General features: G+C 67.9%; 9 protein-coding genes and 3 rRNA genes. 11 read left to right on the forward strand and 1 reads right to left on the reverse strand.

The window, feature by feature from the left end:
* Nucleotides 1-3: 3 nt before the first annotated feature.
* Nucleotides 4-879 carry an alpha/beta fold hydrolase gene (locus tag ACGH48_RS07340; protein ID WP_396290825.1) on the forward strand — a complete coding sequence of 292 codons (876 nt, stop codon included), beginning with the start codon at nt 4-6 and terminating at the stop codon, nt 877-879.
* A 98-nt stretch (nt 880-977) separates the two neighbouring features.
* The gene (locus ACGH48_RS07345) at nt 978-1,490 is read left to right on the forward strand and encodes a hypothetical protein (protein ID WP_396290826.1); all 513 of its coding nucleotides are present in this window, start codon (nt 978-980) and stop codon (nt 1,488-1,490) included.
* 55 nt (nt 1,491-1,545) lie between these two features.
* Here the strand turns inward: ACGH48_RS07345 and ACGH48_RS07350 are convergent, their stop codons facing one another.
* Complete coding sequence (locus tag ACGH48_RS07350; RefSeq protein ID WP_396290828.1) at nt 1,546-3,009, reverse strand: PLP-dependent aminotransferase family protein; 1,464 nt, start codon at nt 3,007-3,009, stop codon at nt 1,546-1,548.
* Between the two features lie 34 nt (nt 3,010-3,043).
* Between ACGH48_RS07350 and ACGH48_RS07355 the strand changes: the two genes are divergently transcribed.
* The 9 genes from ACGH48_RS07355 to ACGH48_RS07395 all read left to right on the forward strand — a co-directional run bounded on the left by ACGH48_RS07355 (nt 3,044) and on the right by ACGH48_RS07395 (nt 17,496).
* Nucleotides 3,044-3,790, forward strand: a complete 747-nt coding sequence (locus tag ACGH48_RS07355; protein ID WP_396290829.1) for a pyridoxamine 5'-phosphate oxidase family protein — start codon at nt 3,044-3,046, stop codon at nt 3,788-3,790.
* A 241-nt stretch (nt 3,791-4,031) separates the two neighbouring features.
* Nucleotides 4,032-4,928 (forward strand): C40 family peptidase, encoded by an 897-nt coding sequence (locus ACGH48_RS07360; protein ID WP_396290830.1) that lies wholly within the window; start codon nt 4,032-4,034, stop codon nt 4,926-4,928.
* 90 nt (nt 4,929-5,018) lie between these two features.
* Nucleotides 5,019-6,251 carry a 23S rRNA (adenine(2503)-C(2))-methyltransferase RlmN gene (rlmN, locus tag ACGH48_RS07365; RefSeq protein WP_123314398.1) on the forward strand — a complete coding sequence of 411 codons (1,233 nt, stop codon included), beginning with the start codon at nt 5,019-5,021 and terminating at the stop codon, nt 6,249-6,251.
* A 417-nt stretch (nt 6,252-6,668) separates the two neighbouring features.
* Nucleotides 6,669-8,190: ribosomal RNA gene (locus ACGH48_RS07370) — 16S ribosomal RNA — on the forward strand.
* 419 nt (nt 8,191-8,609) lie between these two features.
* Nucleotides 8,610-11,737: ribosomal RNA gene (locus ACGH48_RS07375) — 23S ribosomal RNA — on the forward strand.
* Between the two features lie 147 nt (nt 11,738-11,884).
* Nucleotides 11,885-12,001, forward strand: a 5S ribosomal RNA gene (rrf, locus tag ACGH48_RS07380).
* Together the 16S, 23S and 5S rRNA genes form the textbook arrangement of a ribosomal RNA operon.
* Nucleotides 12,002-12,098: 97 nt before the next feature.
* The gene (locus tag ACGH48_RS07385; RefSeq protein ID WP_396290832.1) at nt 12,099-13,229 is read left to right on the forward strand and encodes an ROK family protein; all 1,131 of its coding nucleotides are present in this window, start codon (nt 12,099-12,101) and stop codon (nt 13,227-13,229) included.
* 92 nt (nt 13,230-13,321) lie between these two features.
* Entirely contained in the window at nt 13,322-15,337 is a 2,016-nt protein-coding gene (locus tag ACGH48_RS07390) for a beta-galactosidase (protein WP_396290833.1), read from the forward strand.
* Entirely contained in the window at nt 15,334-17,496 is a 2,163-nt protein-coding gene (locus tag ACGH48_RS07395; RefSeq protein ID WP_396290834.1) for an alpha-galactosidase, read from the forward strand. The genes ACGH48_RS07390 and ACGH48_RS07395 overlap by 4 nt, the downstream gene beginning before the upstream one ends.
* The last annotated feature ends 60 nt before the right edge of the window (nt 17,497-17,556 follow it).

Raw genomic sequence — 17,556 nt, forward strand, 5'->3', positions numbered from 1 at the left:
GCCATGCCCCCTTCGGCCCGAGCGGTCACCCACGGCGTCGAGGTCGGGACCCGAGGCTCCGACACCGGCGTCCCCGTGCTCGTCCTGCACGGCAGCCCCGGCGGCATCGACGTCGCCGAGCTGATGGCCGGCTTCTTGCCGTCCGAGGACTTCCGGGTGGTCACGGTCTCGCGGCCCGGGTACCTCGGCACCCCGTTCGACAGCGACCACGCCACGATCGACGACGAGGCCGACCGGCTCGCCGCGCTCCTCGACGACCTCGGCATCGACCGGGTCGGCGTGCTGGCGTGGTCCGGTGGCGCCCCGGCCGCGTACCGTCTGGCCGTCCGCGACCCGGACCGGGTCAGTGCGCTCGCCGTCGCGTCCGGGGTGTCCGGTCGCTGGGTCCCCGGACCTGTCGGCCTGGCCGAACGACTCGTGACCGGCACGGCGTTCGGCGCCGGGATGGCAGCGGCCGCAGCGCGCATCGCCCCGGCCGCAGCAGCACGCGCCGCAGTGGCCGGCGTGAGCACCCTGCGCGGCGGGGCCCTCCGCGTCCACGTCGCCGGCGTCCTCGCCGACCCCGACCGGCGGGCGTTCCTGCTCGGGCTCGCACGCACCGGCAACGCCTCCGGGCCGAGACGCACCGGCTGGGAGAACGACGTGCGCCAGCTCGCGGCCGTGGGGTCGCTCGACCTCGGTGCCGTCCGGGCTCCCACGCTCCTGGTGCACGGCGACGCCGACACCGAGGTCCGGCCGGACGACAGCACCCGCGCCGCCGCAGCGATCCCCGGCGCGGAGCTCGTCACGCTGCCGGGCGGCACGCACTTCGCGCTCTGGGACCACCGCGACGCCGCCGCCGTGCAAGCACAGGTGCGCGCACACCTGCAGCGACCCTGACCACCGGCTCGCCCGGTTGCTCACGATCCGGTACCGACGAGGTCTCGATCGCGACACGACGCCCCGGATCTGACCACTTCGCTGCCACGATGGCGGGCATGACTTCCCTCCGACTCGCGCTGCCCCTGGTCGTCGGTGCACTGCTCGCGTCCGTCTCCCTGACGTCGTGCTCGGCCGACGCCTCGTCGGCACCGGCGCCGACCTCGTCGAGCGCTCGGTCAGCGGACGCAGCGGTGGACGCGCCGGCGTCCCCCAGGGTGGACCCGATGGAGGAGGACCGGAGCGCCGCGGCCGTCTGCGGGCAGCTCAGCGCGCTGTCGACGATCGCCCTGAACGCCTCGGACGGTCGTTCCCGCGGTGTCCTGTCCGATGCGCAGTACGAGGCGCTCATCGCCGCGGAGCGCTTCGGCTACGAGCACCTGTCGAGCAGCGACGAGCGGCTCGACGACGCCATCGACTACGCACTCGAGTACCTGGACGCCCACCCGGCGCCCACGTCGGGGCCGGCGCTCGACGACAGCCCCGAGTGGGAGCTCGTCGGGCGCACCCTGAACACCGCGTGCCAGCAGGCCGGTTCGAACGTGGTGGCGACCGCCCAGACCGGCGGCTGATCACGGGTCGCCCCGCGGACCGAGTGCACCCGGGGCACCAGCGCCACCGAAGGCTCTAGGCCCGCTCGACCGCCGCGACCAGCGCGTCCAGCGCCCGGTCCAGCTCCGGGACCGTCACCGCCCCGTACCCGAGCACGATCCCGGCCGGCGTGCTGCCGGGCGCCATCCCGTACTCCTCGAGCGTCGAGACGAGCACGCCGCCGTCCGCCATCCGCGCGGCGACGTCCCGTCCGGTCGCCGGACCCGACCACACGACCACCGCGTGCAGTCCACCGGTCAGTGCACGGGCCTCCAGTCCGGCGACGCCGTCGAGCCGAGCCGCGATCCGTGCGCGACGGTGCGTGTAGTCGCGTCGGACCCGGCCGAGGTGCCGGCGGAGCGCGCCGGTCCGGAGCAGGTGCGCGAGCGCGACCTGCACCGGTTCGGCGACGACCGCGCCGCGGGCGCGACGGGCAGCCAGCACCGCGGCGGAGCGCTCAGGGGCGGTACCGGGACGAGCCGCCGCAGCCGGTAGCACGACGTAGGCGCAGCGCAACCGCGGGTCGAGCGTCTTCGAGAACCCGCCGACGTGCAGCACCACCCCCTCGGTGTCGAGCGCCGCGAGTGCGGGCACGGGGCTGCCGCGGTGCCGGAACTCGGAGTCGTAGTCGTCCTCGACCACGAGCGTGCCGGTCGCCGCGGCCCAGGCGAGCAGTCGCTGCCGTCGTGCCACCGGCATCACGGAACCGAGCGGGTACTGGTGCGTCGGCGTGACGAGCACGACGTCCACCGGCGGGGCGGCCGTCAGCGCGTCGAGGTCCATCCCGTCGTCGTCCAGCGGGATGCCGACCACGGTCCCGCCCGCACTGAGCACGGCACGCTGACCGGTCCGGTACCCCGGGTCCTCGACCGCGAACACGGGTGCGCGGTCGAGGTGCACGCGGAGTGCCTCGGTGACGAGCGACAGTGCCTCGGACGTCCCCGCGGTCAGCAGCACCCGGTCGACCGACGGGGCGAACCCGCGACCCAGGCCGAGCTGCGCGACGACCTGCGCTCGGAGCTCCGCCGTACCGAGGGGGTCCGCGACCGCGTTCCGCAGTGGCGCGTCGGCCGCCGCCCGCCAGGCCGCGCGCCAGTCCCGCTGCGCGATCGCGGTGACGGCGGGGACCCCGGGGCGGCAGTCGACGATCCGGGCCGCGGTGGCCGCCACCGACGCTGACGGCGCCGCGCTCGGGTCGGTCGCCGCCGGCCGGACCCCGGGTCGGGCGGCGACCGGGACGGCAGCGGTGGCCGCGCCGGCCGACGCGACCACCCGCGCCACGGCACCGTGCCGCGTCCGGATCCAGCCCTCGCCGTCGAGCTGGTCGTACGCGGCGACGACCGTGCCGCGCGCGACACCGAGCTCGGCTGCCAACGCCCGGGTCGAGGGCAGCGGATCGCCCTCGCGCAGCGTGCCGTCGTGCACCATGCGCCGGATGCGCGCCACGACCCCCGCGGTCTTGCCGGACTGGTCCACCGGGATCACCTCGATCTGGTCCATGTACTGGACCACTGACGAATCTAGCGTGGCCCGCATGAGCACCACGCCCCACCAGTGCGAGCCCACCGACGGCCCCGACCTGCGCGTCCGTCGCATCCGGGAGCGCCAGTCCGACGACCCCGCCGTGCTCCGCGCGATCCTCGCCGAGGCCCACGTCGCCCACGTCGGGTTCGTCCGCGGCGGCCACCCGATCGTGCTGCCCTTCCTGTGCGGCGTCGGCGACCTCGGCACCGGACCGGTCCTGCTGCTGCACGGCTCGACGGGCGGCGGCCTCTTCCTCGAGGCCGGACCGGCCGGCGTGCAGGTCGCAGCGACGGTCACGCACCTGGACGGGCTCGTGTTCGCCCGCTCGACCTTCGACAGTTCGGCGAACTACCGCAGCGCGATGATCGCCGGCGCCGCGACGGTCGTGCCGCCCGAGCTCCGCACCGAGGCGCTCTGGCAGGTCGCCGACCACCTCATGCCCGGCCGCCGCGACGAGGTCCGCGAGACGACCGCGAAGGAGGTCCGCGCCACCCAGGTCCTGCAGCTGCCCCTCGACCGCGCGAGCGTGAAGCTGCGCTTCCAGGGCAACGGCGAGGCACCGGACGACGGCGAGGACCACACGGTCTGGGCCGGCGTCCTGCCGCTCGCCGTCCGCGCCGGCGTCCCGGTACCGGGGGACATCTCGGGGGACGCCCCGGTCGACGCGTCCGTCGTGGCGCTGGCGGCTCGCCTCGATCGCCTGTCGTCCGACCGGGAGGCCCGGATCGCCGCCGTCATGCGGGTCGCGTCCGTCTGAGGCCGGGTCCACGGCGCCTGGATCGCGGATCCGCGGCATCCGAGCGACCTGCGATGACCGCCGGTTCCTGTGACGAGCCGCAGGAACACTCCGGGACTGCCCAGCCGCGATCCGGGCCGTGACCAATACGTTACTTTCCGGATCGCCCAGCGGTCCCGACCCGGAAGGACCCATGGGACGCCACGCCCTGCCTGCAGCAGCCGATGACCGACAGCTCTCGCGAGCGACCCCGCGTACCGCGGTGGAAGCCGCATCGCCGTCGCCGGAACCGCAGCAGCTGCGTCCCCGTGGTCGGCGCTCGGCGCTCGGGCCCGCCGCCGCACGGGCGACGTTCGTCGAGCACCCGAAGCCGACCCGCACCGTCCGGATGCAGTCGCGCCCCGCACCCGTCGCCTCGGCACCCGTGGCCTCGGTCGCCGGTGCGGCCGTCCTGAGCCGGACGGCCGTGCTGCGTGCCGAGCGCGCCGTGGACCCCCGGCACATCCGCCGCGCCGCGAACGCCAAGCGCGCCGCGATCCTGCTCGCACCCGCGATCGCCGTGACCTCGAGCCTGACGCTGGCCGTGCCGGCGAACGCGGCGACCCCGGCGGAGACGCAGCAGGGCACGACGACCGCACAGGCCGCGCAGACCTTCACCGTGGCGCACGACGTCAAGGTCCCCGTCGTCACCACCGACGGCATGACCACCACGACCACCGTCGTCTCGTACCCGACGCTCGACCTGCGCTTCGGCGTCACGACGGCCCAGGCGCAGTCGGCCCTGTCGGCGGCGCTGTCCGCCGGGGGAGACCGCGCCACGATCGTCGAGACCGCCCTGCAGTACATGGGGGACCCCTACGTCGAGGGCGGCGCGAGCCACGAGGGCATCGACTGCTCCGGCCTGACGATGGTCGCGTACGCCGCGGTCGGCATCCCGCTCGTCCACTACGTGCCGACGCAGGACGCCGCCGCGACGACGATCCCCGAGTCCGAGGCGCTGCCCGGCGACCTGGTCGTGTACGACGACGAGGACCACGTCGGCCTCTACCTCGGCCAGGGACTCGTGCTGCAGGCCCCGCACCCGGGCGAGGTCGTCGACATCGTGCCGATGTACTCGGCCGCGCACCACTTCGCGCGCCTGCTGCCCGCCGGCAGCTGACCCGACGCAGGCGGGGCCGTCGACGGTGACCATCCCGGCCACCGGAGGGTCCGGCACCACCGTGTCACGGGCCTCCCGTATCCTGGTCCGATGGCTTCCGAGACCCGCACTCCGTTCGAACAGCAGCAGTCTGCTCGTCCGCAGGTGCGTCCGCGCACCGAGGGCTGGAAGCAGGCGACCGACACCGACGGCCGTCCGCTGCTGCAGTTCGCGTCGCCGAAGCGTGGCAAGCCGCCCGTCCACCTCGCCGACCTGACGGCAGCGGAGCGCGAGGCACGCGTCAAGGAACTCGGCCTGCCGGGCTTCCGGGCGAAGCAGCTCGCGACCCACTACTTCACGCACTACACGTCCGACCCGGACAAGATGACCGACCTGCCCGCGGCCCAGCGCGAGCAGCTCGTCGCCGGGATGCTGCCGCCCCTGCTGACCGAGACCCGACGCCTGGCGACGGACAACGGCGACACCATCAAGTTCCTGTGGAAGCTGCACGACGGCGCCCTGGTCGAGTCGGTGCTCATGCGGTACCCGGGTCGCATCACGCTCTGCGTCTCGTCGCAGGCCGGCTGCGGCATGAACTGCCCGTTCTGCGCCACCGGTCAGGCGGGTCTGACCCGCAACATGTCGACCGCCGAGATCATCGAGCAGATCGTTCGGGCCAACGCGGCCATCGCCGCGGGGGAGCTCGGTGGCGATCCCCGCAAGGGCGGCAAGGACCGCGTCGACGCCGAGCGCGTGACGAACATCGTGTTCATGGGCATGGGGGAGCCGCTCGCCAACTACAAGCGGGTGATGGACGCCGTCCGACTGATGGTCGCGCCGCAGCCGAACGGCCTCGGCATGAGCGCCCGTGGCATCACGATCTCGACCGTCGGGCTGGTCCCCGCGATCCTCAAGCTGGCGGAGGAGGACATCCCGGTGACCTTCGCACTGTCGCTGCACGCCCCGGACGACGAACTCCGCGACGAGCTCATCCCGGTGAACTCGCGCTGGAAGGCCGACGAGGCGATCGACGCCGCGCACAACTACTACGTCAAGACGGGCCGCCGTGTCTCGATCGAGTACGCGCTCATCAAGGACATGAACGACCACGCCTGGCGTGCCGACCTGCTCGCCGAGAAGCTCAACAAGCGCGGAAAGGGCTGGGTGCACGTCAACCCGATCCCGCTCAACCCGACGCCGGGCTCCGTGTGGACCTCGTCCGAGGTGCACGTGCAGGACGAGTTCGTCCGCCGACTCAACGCCGCGGGCATCCCGACGACCCTGCGCGACACCCGCGGCAAGGAGATCGACGGGGCCTGCGGGCAGCTCGCTGCCGCCGAGTAGACCCTGCGTCGACGGGGCCTCCCGCGCCGACACGCCCGGGAGGGACAACGGTTGGCGAGGCCCTCGGAGCCTGTGTAGTGTTACCTCTCGTTGCCACGGCGGCGGAGAACGGAACGGCTGAGACGGTCCCTGGGTCCACCTGGAGATCTTGTCCGCCACGGTTCTTCCCCGGGCAGCGGATTTCATAGCCTCTCTGGCGGAGCATCTTCGGGTGTCGAGCGGGGGAGTGCGTCTGGTCCTTGAGAACTCAACAGCGTGCACATTGTCAATGCCAATTTATTGATTGACCTCGTGCCTGGCCTTCCTTCGGGTTGGTTGGGTTTGAGGCAATTCCTTTTGGATTGAAGATTGTCAGTAGACAGTCAACAGTCAGAATCAACTCGGTCTGGCACCTTTCGGGTGTTGGGTCTGTATTTTTTTACGGAGAGTTTGATCCTGGCTCAGGACGAACGCTGGCGGCGTGCTTAACACATGCAAGTCGAACGATGATGCCCAGCTTGCTGGGTGGATTAGTGGCGAACGGGTGAGTAACACGTGAGTAACCTGCCCCTGACTCTGGGATAAGCGTTGGAAACGACGTCTAATACTGGATATGATCACTGGCCGCATGGTCTGGTGGTGGAAAGATTTTTTGGTTGGGGATGGACTCGCGGCCTATCAGCTTGTTGGTGAGGTAATGGCTCACCAAGGCGACGACGGGTAGCCGGCCTGAGAGGGTGACCGGCCACACTGGGACTGAGACACGGCCCAGACTCCTACGGGAGGCAGCAGTGGGGAATATTGCACAATGGGCGAAAGCCTGATGCAGCAACGCCGCGTGAGGGATGACGGCCTTCGGGTTGTAAACCTCTTTTAGTAGGGAAGAAGCGAAAGTGACGGTACCTGCAGAAAAAGCACCGGCTAACTACGTGCCAGCAGCCGCGGTAATACGTAGGGTGCAAGCGTTGTCCGGAATTATTGGGCGTAAAGAGCTCGTAGGCGGTTTGTCGCGTCTGCTGTGAAATCCCGAGGCTCAACCTCGGGCTTGCAGTGGGTACGGGCAGACTAGAGTGCGGTAGGGGAGATTGGAATTCCTGGTGTAGCGGTGGAATGCGCAGATATCAGGAGGAACACCGATGGCGAAGGCAGATCTCTGGGCCGTAACTGACGCTGAGGAGCGAAAGCATGGGGAGCGAACAGGATTAGATACCCTGGTAGTCCATGCCGTAAACGTTGGGCGCTAGATGTAGGGACCTTTCCACGGTTTCTGTGTCGTAGCTAACGCATTAAGCGCCCCGCCTGGGGAGTACGGCCGCAAGGCTAAAACTCAAAGGAATTGACGGGGGCCCGCACAAGCGGCGGAGCATGCGGATTAATTCGATGCAACGCGAAGAACCTTACCAAGGCTTGACATACACCGGAAACGGCCAGAGATGGTCGCCCCCTTGTGGTCGGTGTACAGGTGGTGCATGGTTGTCGTCAGCTCGTGTCGTGAGATGTTGGGTTAAGTCCCGCAACGAGCGCAACCCTCGTTCTATGTTGCCAGCGGGTTATGCCGGGGACTCATAGGAGACTGCCGGGGTCAACTCGGAGGAAGGTGGGGATGACGTCAAATCATCATGCCCCTTATGTCTTGGGCTTCACGCATGCTACAATGGCCGGTACAAAGGGCTGCGATACCGTAAGGTGGAGCGAATCCCAAAAAGCCGGTCTCAGTTCGGATTGAGGTCTGCAACTCGACCTCATGAAGTCGGAGTCGCTAGTAATCGCAGATCAGCAACGCTGCGGTGAATACGTTCCCGGGCCTTGTACACACCGCCCGTCAAGTCATGAAAGTCGGTAACACCCGAAGCCGGTGGCCTAACCCTTGTGGAAGGAGCCGTCGAAGGTGGGATCGGTGATTAGGACTAAGTCGTAACAAGGTAGCCGTACCGGAAGGTGCGGCTGGATCACCTCCTTTCTAAGGAGCATCTGGCACCACGTGTGGTGTCCAGGCGCCTGATTCGGACCGAACGTGTCCGACGGGTAGCTCATGGGTGGAACATTGACAGTGCAGCTGGTACCGATGGTGCTGGCCTCAGTACGCTCCGCTTGCGGGGTTGGAACGGGTTGGTGTCGCACGGGCTGGCTGGTGCACGTTGTTGGGTCCTGAGGGACCAGGCTTCCTGATCTGCTGTGAGGCGGGTTGGGGGTTGGGCCTTAAGGGTCCTTCGTTGGGCCGCATGAAGCACTGTCATTGGACGGTGGGGAGTGTGGTGCCGATCGTATGTTGAGAACTACACAGTGGACGCGAGCATCTTTGATTCGCGTCATCCAATCGATCTGAGGTCTTCGGGCTGATGGTTGTGGGTGATGACGGATCGCAATTTTAATCTTTGTGGTCAAGTTTCTAAGAGCAAACGGTGGATGCCTTGGCATCTGGAGCCGAAGAAGGACGTAGAAATCTGCGATAAGCCTCGGGGAGCTGATAATCGAGCCCTGATCCGAGGATTTCCGAATGGGGAAACCCCGCTGGGCGCTTTTGTGACCTGGTGACTCCCGCCTGAATATATAGGGCGGGTAGAGGGAACGTGGGGAAGTGAAACATCTCAGTACCCACAGGAAGAGAAAACAACATGTGATTCCGTGAGTAGTGGCGAGCGAAAGCGGATGAGGCTAAACCGATCATGTGTGATAGCCGGCGGGCGTTGCATGGTCGGGGTTGTGGGACACGTCACTCAGTTCTGCCGGACTGGGGCGGTTACAGCGCATCATAGTCGAACCGGTTTGAAAGCCGGGCCGTAGTGGGTGCCAGCCCCGTAGACGAAATGGTGTTATGGCCGGATGTGTATCCCAAGTAGCACGGGGCCCGAGAAATCCCGTGTGAATCTGTCAGGACCACCTGATAAGCCTAAATACTCCCAGATGACCGATAGCGGACAAGTACCGTGAGGGAAAGGTGAAAAGTACCCCGGGAGGGGAGTGAAATAGTACCTGAAACCGTTTGCTTACAAACCGTCGGAGCCTCCTTAGTAGGGGTGACGGCGTGCCTTTTGAAGAATGAGCCTGCGAGTTAGTGATATGTGGCGAGGTTAACCCGTGTGGGGCAGCCGTAGCGAAAGCGAGTCTGAATAGGGCGTTTGAGTCGCATGTTCTAGACCCGAAGCGAAGTGATCTATCCATGGCCAGGTTGAAGCGACGGTAAGACGTCGTGGAGGACCGAACCCACTTCAGTTGAAAATGGAGGGGATGAGCTGTGGATAGGGGTGAAAGGCCAATCAAACTTCGTGATAGCTGGTTCTCTCCGAAATGCATTTAGGTGCAGCGTTGCGTGTTTCTCGCCGGAGGTAGAGCTACTGGATGGCCGATGGGCCTCAACAGGTTACTGACGTCAGCCAAACTCCGAATGCCGGTGAGTGAGAGCGCAGCAGTGAGACGGTGGGGGATAAGCTTCATCGTCGAGAGGGAAACAACCCAGACTACCAACTAAGGTCCCTAAGCGTGTGCTAAGTGGGAAAGGATGTGGAGTTGCATAGACAACCAGGAGGTTGGCTTAGAAGCAGCCACCCTTGAAAGAGTGCGTAATAGCTCACTGGTCAAGTGATTCCGCGCCGACAATGTAACGGGGCTCAAGCACACCACCGAAGTTGTAGATTTCGCACATTGACAAGCCTTCGTGGTTCAGTCGTGCGGAGTGGTAGGAGAGCGTCGTGTGGCGAGTGAAGCGGCGGAGTGATCCAGCCGTGGACGCTACACGAGTGAGAATGCAGGCATGAGTAGCGAAAGACGGGTGAGAAACCCGTCCTCCGAAAGACCAAGGGTTCCAGGGCCAGGTTAATCCGCCCTGGGTAAGTCGGGACCTAAGGCGAGGCCGACAGGCGTAGTCGATGGACAACGGGTTGATATTCCCGTACCGGCGAACAACCGCCCAAGCTAATCCAGTGGTGCTAAGAGTCCTAACCCGGTACGACCGGATCCCTTCGGGGTGATGGTGGCCGGTCTAACGCTCGACCCCATGCTGGTGCGGTTAGCGTATGAACAGGTGTGACGCAGGAAGGTAGCTGAGCCAGGCGATGGTATCCGTAAGGTGAACCTGGTGTAAGGATGTAGGGCTGACGATAGGCAAATCCGTCGTCTGTGTGCCTGAGATCCGACGCGTACCCGTAAGGGGAAATCAGTGATCCTATGCTGCCGAGAAAAGCATCGACGCGAGGTTGCAGCCGCCCGTACCCGAAACCGACTCAGGTGGTCAGGTAGAGAATACCAAGGAGATCGAGAGAATCGTGGTTAAGGAACTCGGCAAAATGCCCCCGTAACTTCGGGAGAAGGGGGGCCGGACACGTGACCGGATTTACTCCGTGAGCGTTGAAGGCCGCAGAGACCAGTGGGAAGCGACTGTTTACTAAAAACACAGGTCCGTGCGAAGTCGCAAGACGATGTATACGGACTGACGCCTGCCCGGTGCTGGAAGGTTAAGAGGAAGGGTTAGCCTTTGGGCGAAGCTCTGAATTTAAGCCCCAGTAAACGGCGGTGGTAACTATAACCATCCTAAGGTAGCGAAATTCCTTGTCGGGTAAGTTCCGACCTGCACGAATGGCGTAACGACTTCCCAGCTGTCTCAACCGCGAACTCGGCGAAATTGCACTACGAGTAAAGATGCTCGTTACGCGCAGCAGGACGGAAAGACCCCGTGACCTTTACTACAGTTTGGTATTGGTGTTCGGTGTGGCTTGTGTAGGATAGGTGGGAGACTGTGAAGCGGGCACGCTAGTGTTCGTGGAGTCATTGTTGAAATACCACTCTGGTCACTCTGGATGTCTAACGTAGGACCCTGATCGGGTTCATGGACAGTGCCTGATGGGTAGTTTAACTGGGGCGGTTGCCTCCCAAAGAGTAACGGAGGCGCCCAAAGGTTCCCTCAACCTGGTTGGCAATCAGGTGGCGAGTGTAAGTGCACAAGGGAGCTTGACTGTGAGACTGACAGGTCGAGCAGGGACGAAAGTCGGGACTAGTGATCCGGCAGTGGCTTGTGGAAGCGCTGTCGCTCAACGGATAAAAGGTACCTCGGGGATAACAGGCTGATCTTGCCCAAGAGTCCATATCGACGGCATGGTTTGGCACCTCGATGTCGGCTCGTCGCATCCTGGGGCTGGAGTAGGTCCCAAGGGTTGGGCTGTTCGCCCATTAAAGCGGTACGCGAGCTGGGTTTAGAACGTCGTGAGACAGTTCGGTCCCTATCCGCTGCGCGCGTTGGAAATTTGAGAAGATCTATCCCTAGTACGAGAGGACCGGGATGGACGAACCTCTGGTGTGTCAGTTGTTCTGCCAAGGGCACCGCTGATTAGCTACGTTCGGACCGGATAACCGCTGAAAGCATCTAAGCGGGAAGCCGTCTTCGAGATGAGATTTCCATGCACCTTGAGTGTGAGAGGCTCCCAGCAGACTACTGGGTTGATAGGCCGGATGTGGAAGCGGGGACTAACGACCCGTGGAGCTGACCGGTACTAATAAGCCGAAGACTTGATAACACACTGATTTCCGTGCACTTGTTGCACGGGCTCGCGTCCACTTTGTGGTTCCCGACAGACGATCGGGAATCAAACTAAATACACCGCTCTGCCCATTCGTGGGTAGCAGCTGGGACATGTTTGAGACCAGATCATGGTCGACAGTGTTCCGGTGGTCATAGCGAGAGGGAAACGCCCGGTCACATTCCGAACCCGGAAGCTAAGCCTCTCAGCGCCGATGGTACTGCAAGGGGGACCTTGTGGGAGAGTAGGACGCCGCCGGACTTAACCTCAGTAACACCAGGGAACCCCTGACCAGCACTGGTCAGGGGTTTTCTGCGTTTCCGGGCAGGCCGTAGGATCAGCCGACGACGGAGGAACGATGACCGAAGCCTGGCCGGCACTGCCCGAGGGTTCCCGCTTGGCACTGCGGGAGATCCTCATCCACGGCACGCTTTCCCGCGCCGAGATCGCTCGGTCGCTCGGGCTGTCGCGGGCGAGCCTGACCCGGGCGATGCGCATCCTCGTGGCACACCGGCTCGTCGTTGAGGTCGGCACCGGTGTGCGGGGTGCGACTGGCCGGCCGTCGGAGCTGCTGCAGTCGAGCTCGGGGCAGTGGGAGTTCCTCGGGGTGAAGCTGACGCGTGAGCGCCTCTACGCCGCCGTGACCGACCTGGGCGGTCGCGTGCTCGCCCTGCACGAGGAAGCCGTCGCGTCCACGGTTCCGGAAGCCCTGGCCGACCAGATCAGCGCGGTGCACGAGCGCCTCCGGGCCGCACACCCCGCGATCTGTGCCGTCGGGGTCTCCCTGCCGGGTGACGTGCTCGTCCGGGGCGGAGAGGCCGTCGTGGCGTCGTCGCCGTTCCTCGGGTGGACCGACGTCCCGTTCGCGCGGATGGTCCGGGAGCGCACCGGGCTGGCTGCCTTCACGGCGAACGACGTCCATGCCCTGACCGTCAAGGAGCACTGGTTCGGTGCCGGCGCCGGCCGTGGCTCGATGGCCCTGGTCACCGTCGGCGAGGGGCTCGGCCTCGGACTCATCGTGAACGGGCAGGTGTCCACCGGTGAACACGGGCGTCTCGGCCGGATCGGGCACCTGCCGGTCCTCGGTGGGGGACCCGACTGCGGCATCGGGCACGCGGGGTGCGCCTCGAGCTTCCTGCCGAGCCCGGTGATCGTCCGCAACGCCGGGCGGGAGGGCTCGACGTACGAGCAGGTCGTCGAGCTCGCGCGCGACGGCGACGAGCGGGCCGTATCCGCGTTCGTGGACGCCGGCCGAGCGCTCGGAGTCGTCCTGGCGACGGCGGTCCACATCGCCGATCCCGCCGCCATCGTGCTGACCGGGGACGGACTGCCGGTGTACGACCTGGCGCGTTCGACGGTCGACGAGGCACTCCGGGCAGCCCTGGCTCCGTACCGGCAGCCGGTGACCGTCGAGGTGCAGCCGTTCGAGTTCTCGGAGTGGGCGCGCGCGGGTGCGGTCGTCGCGATCCGGCAGCTGCTCGAGACCTGACGAAGCAGCACTCCCGACGCGTTAGTTACACACGTTGACAAACGTCGCCGGAGACGGGAGGCTGGTGCGGTCCACCCATCGAAGGAGATGCCGTGACCGCTGCCCCCACCGTCCCGTGGCCGACCGACGGCTTGTCGTTCGGCGGCGACTACAGCCCGGAACAATGGCCCCGTGCGGTCTGGCTCGAGGACGTCCGCTTGATGCGCGAGGCCGGGGTGAACCTGGTCACGATCGGGGTCTTCTCGTGGGCGCTGCTCGAGCGGTCGCCGGGGGAGTACACCTTCGACTGGCTCGACGACGTCATCGCCCTGCTGCACGAGAACGGCATCGCGGTGGACCTCGCGACGCCGACCGCCGCCCCGCCGAACTGGCTGCTGACCGCCCACCCCGAGGTCCTGCCGGTGGACGCCACGGAACGCCGCGAGCGGCCGGGTGGACGCCTCGGGTGGTGCGCCGCCTCGACGGTCTTCCGCGAGCACGCCCTGCGGATCGTCGGTGCCCTGGCCGAACGCTACGGACACCACCCGGCGGTGCGGCTCTGGCACGTGAGCAACGAGCTCGGCGGCGGGAACGGTCGCTGCTACTGCGAGGAGTCGGCAGCGGACTTCCGACGCTGGCTCGCCGCACGGTACGGGGACGTCGACGCCGCGAACGCCGCGTGGGGAACGGCGTTCTGGGGGCACACCTACACGTCCTTCGACGAGGTCTCGCCGCCTCGAGGCGTCGGCGGCGCACCGAACCCCGGCCTCGCGCTGGACTTCGAGCGGTACTCCTCCGACGCCCTGCTCCGGCACTTCGACGCCGAGAAGGCCGTCATCGAGCAGCACTCGGACGTCCCCGTCACGACGAACTTCATGGTCGGTGCGGGATCGCAGGTCGTCGACTACGCCGAGTGGGCGAAGCACGTCGCGATCCCGGCCAACGACCACTACACGCTCGTCGACGACCCGCACCGCGAGCAGGACCTCGCCCTCGCCGCCGACCGGATGCGCGGCATCACCGACGGCCGGAACCCCTGGCTGCTCATGGAGCACTCGACGGGTGGTCCGAGCTGGCAGCAGCGCAACCGGGCGAAGGAGCCGGGGGAGATCCTGCGGAACTCGCTCGTGCACGTCGCCCGCGGATCCGACGGCGCGCTGTTCTTCCAGTGGCGGGCGTCGACCGCGGGGGCCGAGCAGTTCCACTCCGCGATGGTCCCGCACGCCGGCACCCGCACGCGCATCTGGCGGGAGGTCGTCGCGCTCGGCCGTGCACTCCGTGACCTCGCCCCGGTGCAGGGCACCCGCGTCGAGCCGGCGCGGGTCGCGATCGTCGTCGACGAGCCGTCCGGCTGGGCGCTGCAGTCCGGGCTGAAGCCGCACCGAGCCCTGCGGTATTCGCGGGAGCTCCGTGCCTGGTACGCCGCGTTCCACGACCGGCAGGTGCTCACCGACGTCGTGCCCTCGGACGCCGACCTCGACGGGTACGACGTGGTCGTCGTCCCGACGATGCTCGTCGTCGACGACGCCACCGCCGCGCGGATCGCCGCGGTGGTCGACCGTGGTGCGACCCTGATCGTCACCTACCTGTCCGGCGTGGCCGACGAGACCGCCCGCATCCGCGCCGGTGGCTACCCGGGCGCGTTCCGGCAGGTGCTCGGCGCCTGGAGCGAGGAGTTCACCCCGCTGCAGCGCGACGAGACCCGCACGCTCGACGACGGCGGGACCGTTACCGACTGGGCCGAGGCCGTGGTGGTCGACGACGCCGACGTCGTGCTCCGGTACACGGTTGGCCCGCTCGCGGACCGCGCAGCGGTCACGCGCCGCGCCGTCGGCGGCGGCGCCTGGTACGTGTCCGCGATGCTGCCTGCCCAGAGCACCCAGCGGCTCGTGGACCGGGTCATCGAGGAGCGCGCGCTCCCGCGGACGGTCACCGCGCCTCCCGGCCTGGAGGCGGTGCGCCGCGTCCACGACGACGGTTCCGTGTTCCTGTTCCTCGTCAACCACCGCGCTGACGACGTCACGGTCACCGCGTCCGGTACGGACCTTCTCGACGGTTCCGGCCACGGGCCGGAGACCGTCGTCCCCGCGGGACGCGTCCGCGTCCTGCGCGAGGAGCGTGCGTCGTGACCGTCGTGGACCGCGACCCGGCGCCGGCGCACGCGCTGGACGGCCGGCGGGTGCACGTCCTGCGCGACGGAGGGGTGTCGCTCGTGCTCGCGACCGCCGACGAGGGACTGCCCGAGGTGCTGCACTGGGGCCGCGACGTCGGATCCGTCGCGGAGAGCGACGGCGACGACCTGCGGCTCGCGGTCGGACGGCCGCTCGGACCGAGCGCCCTCGACGCACCCTGGCCGCTGACGGTGCTGCCGACCGAACGCGACGGGTGGGAGGGCCGACCGGGGATCGCGGGGCACGTCGACGGGCTGCCGCTCGTGCCGCGGTGGCGCGACGTCGAGGTGACCGCGGAGCCGGGCTCCCTGGTCGTCACCGCGGTGTCCGACGAACTGCTGCTGCGGAGTGCCTTCCGGCTCGACGGCGCGGGGGTGCTGCGCGTCGGGCACACCGTGACGAACGGGGCCGCCGTTCCCGTGCACCTGCAGGCGCTCGAGGCGACGCTGCCCGTCGACGAACGGGTCGGCGAGGTGCTCGACCTGGCCGGACGCTGGACCCGGGAGCGGACCCCGCAGCGTCGAGCCCTGACTGCCGGGAGCCACGCGCGCGAGAGCCGTCGTGGTCGCACCGGCCACGACGCCCCGACGCTGCTCGTGCTCGGGACGCCCGGGTTCTCGGATGCTTCCGGTGCGGTCTGGGGCGTGCACCTGGCCTGGAGCGCCGACTCGGTGCACCGGTACGACGTGCTCGCCGAAGCGCGACCGCTGCTCGGCGCCGGGGAACTCCTGCGCGCCGGCGAGGTCGTCCTCGAGCAGGGGGAGTCCTTCGCCGCGCCCGACGCCGTCTTCGTCTGGAGCGACGCCGGGCTGGACGGCCTGTCCGACCGGCTGCACGACTCACTCCGCAGCCGCCCCGGCCACCCGAAGCGCCCGAGGCCCGTGGTGCTCAACACCTGGGAGGCCGTCTACTTCCGGCAGGAGCTCGCGCCCCTGGTGGCCCTGGCCGAGACCGCGGCGGACATCGGCGTCGAGCGGTTCGTGCTGGACGACGGCTGGTTCCTCGGACGGCGTTCGGACTCGACGTCGCTCGGTGACTGGCGCGTCGACCCGACGGTGTGGCCCGACGGCCTCGGCCCGCTGGTCGACCGGGTCCGCGGACTCGGCATGGAGTTCGGACTGTGGTTCGAGCCCGAGATGGTGAGTCCGGTGTCCGAACTCGCTGCGGCGCACCCCGAGTGGCTGCTGCAGCGCCCCGAGGACGACGTCCGCACCTGGCGGAACCAGTACGTGCTCGACATGGCGAACCCGCTCGCGCGGGCGTACGTGCTCGAGGCGATGTCCGCCGTGATCGCGGCACACCACGTCGACTTCGTGAAGTGGGACCAGAACCGCGACATCGTGCACGCGGTGCACGCCGGACGCGCCGGCATCGACGCGCACACCCGCGGGGTCTGGGCGCTGATGGACGCCCTGCGCGCCCGGCACCCGTGGCTCGAGATCGAGGCGTGCGCGAGCGGGGGCGCCCGAGTGGACCTCGGCGTGCTTGAGCGCACCGACCGGGTGTGGCCGTCGGACTCCAACGACGCTTTCGAACGGCTGCCGATCCAGCGCTGGACCGAGGCGCTGCTGCCGCTCGAGCTGATCGGTTCGCACGTCGGCCCCTCGGTCTCGCACACCACCGGACGGCACCTGGACCTGGACTTCCGGATGGCGGTGTCGTTGTTCGGCTCCGCCGGCATCGAGACCGACGTCACCCGGCTGTCACCGTCGGAGCTCGACCGGTTGCGGGCGTGGACGGCGCTGTACAAGCGGGAGCGCGGGCTCCTGCACACCGGGCGGCTGCGGCACCTGGAGTTCGGCGACCCCGGGCTCGTGGCGACCTCGGTGGTGGCCGTCGACCGGTCGCGGGCGCTGGTGCGGGTCGCACGGACCGAGACCGGGCCGCAGTCGCTGCCGGTGCCGTTGCGGATGCGGGGGCTCGACCGGGCTCGGCGCTACCGGCTGGCCCCGGTCGCGGGGCTGCGGGTGCCGCACGGGCTCGATATGGTGCCGCCGGCGTGGCTCGTTCGCGGGCACCTGGAGCTGTCGGGGGCGGTGCTCGAGGACGTCGGGGCGCGGCTGCCGTTGCTGGCCCCCGCGACCGCGATCGTGTTCGAACTGACCGCCCTCGACTGACCCGCCCCCTGCCGAGCGGATCGCCCGCTCGCCGACAGCACGGTCGGCGAGCGGGCGCCC

The sequence above is a fragment of the Curtobacterium pomorum genome, assembly GCF_044497295.1.
In the GTDB taxonomy this organism is placed as follows: domain Bacteria; phylum Actinomycetota; class Actinomycetes; order Actinomycetales; family Microbacteriaceae; genus Curtobacterium.

Coding starts and splice junctions, on each gene's coding strand:
- ACGH48_RS07340 (WP_396290825.1), top strand. CDS start 4: ATGCCCCCTTCGGCCCGAGCGGTCACCCACGGCGTCGAGGTCGGGACC.
- ACGH48_RS07345 (WP_396290826.1), top strand. CDS start 978: ATGACTTCCCTCCGACTCGCGCTGCCCCTGGTCGTCGGTGCACTGCTC.
- ACGH48_RS07350 (WP_396290828.1), bottom strand. CDS start 3,009: ATGGACCAGATCGAGGTGATCCCGGTGGACCAGTCCGGCAAGACCGCG.
- ACGH48_RS07355 (WP_396290829.1), top strand. CDS start 3,044: ATGAGCACCACGCCCCACCAGTGCGAGCCCACCGACGGCCCCGACCTG.
- rlmN (WP_123314398.1), top strand. CDS start 5,019: ATGGCTTCCGAGACCCGCACTCCGTTCGAACAGCAGCAGTCTGCTCGT.
- ACGH48_RS07385 (WP_396290832.1), top strand. CDS start 12,099: ATGACCGAAGCCTGGCCGGCACTGCCCGAGGGTTCCCGCTTGGCACTG.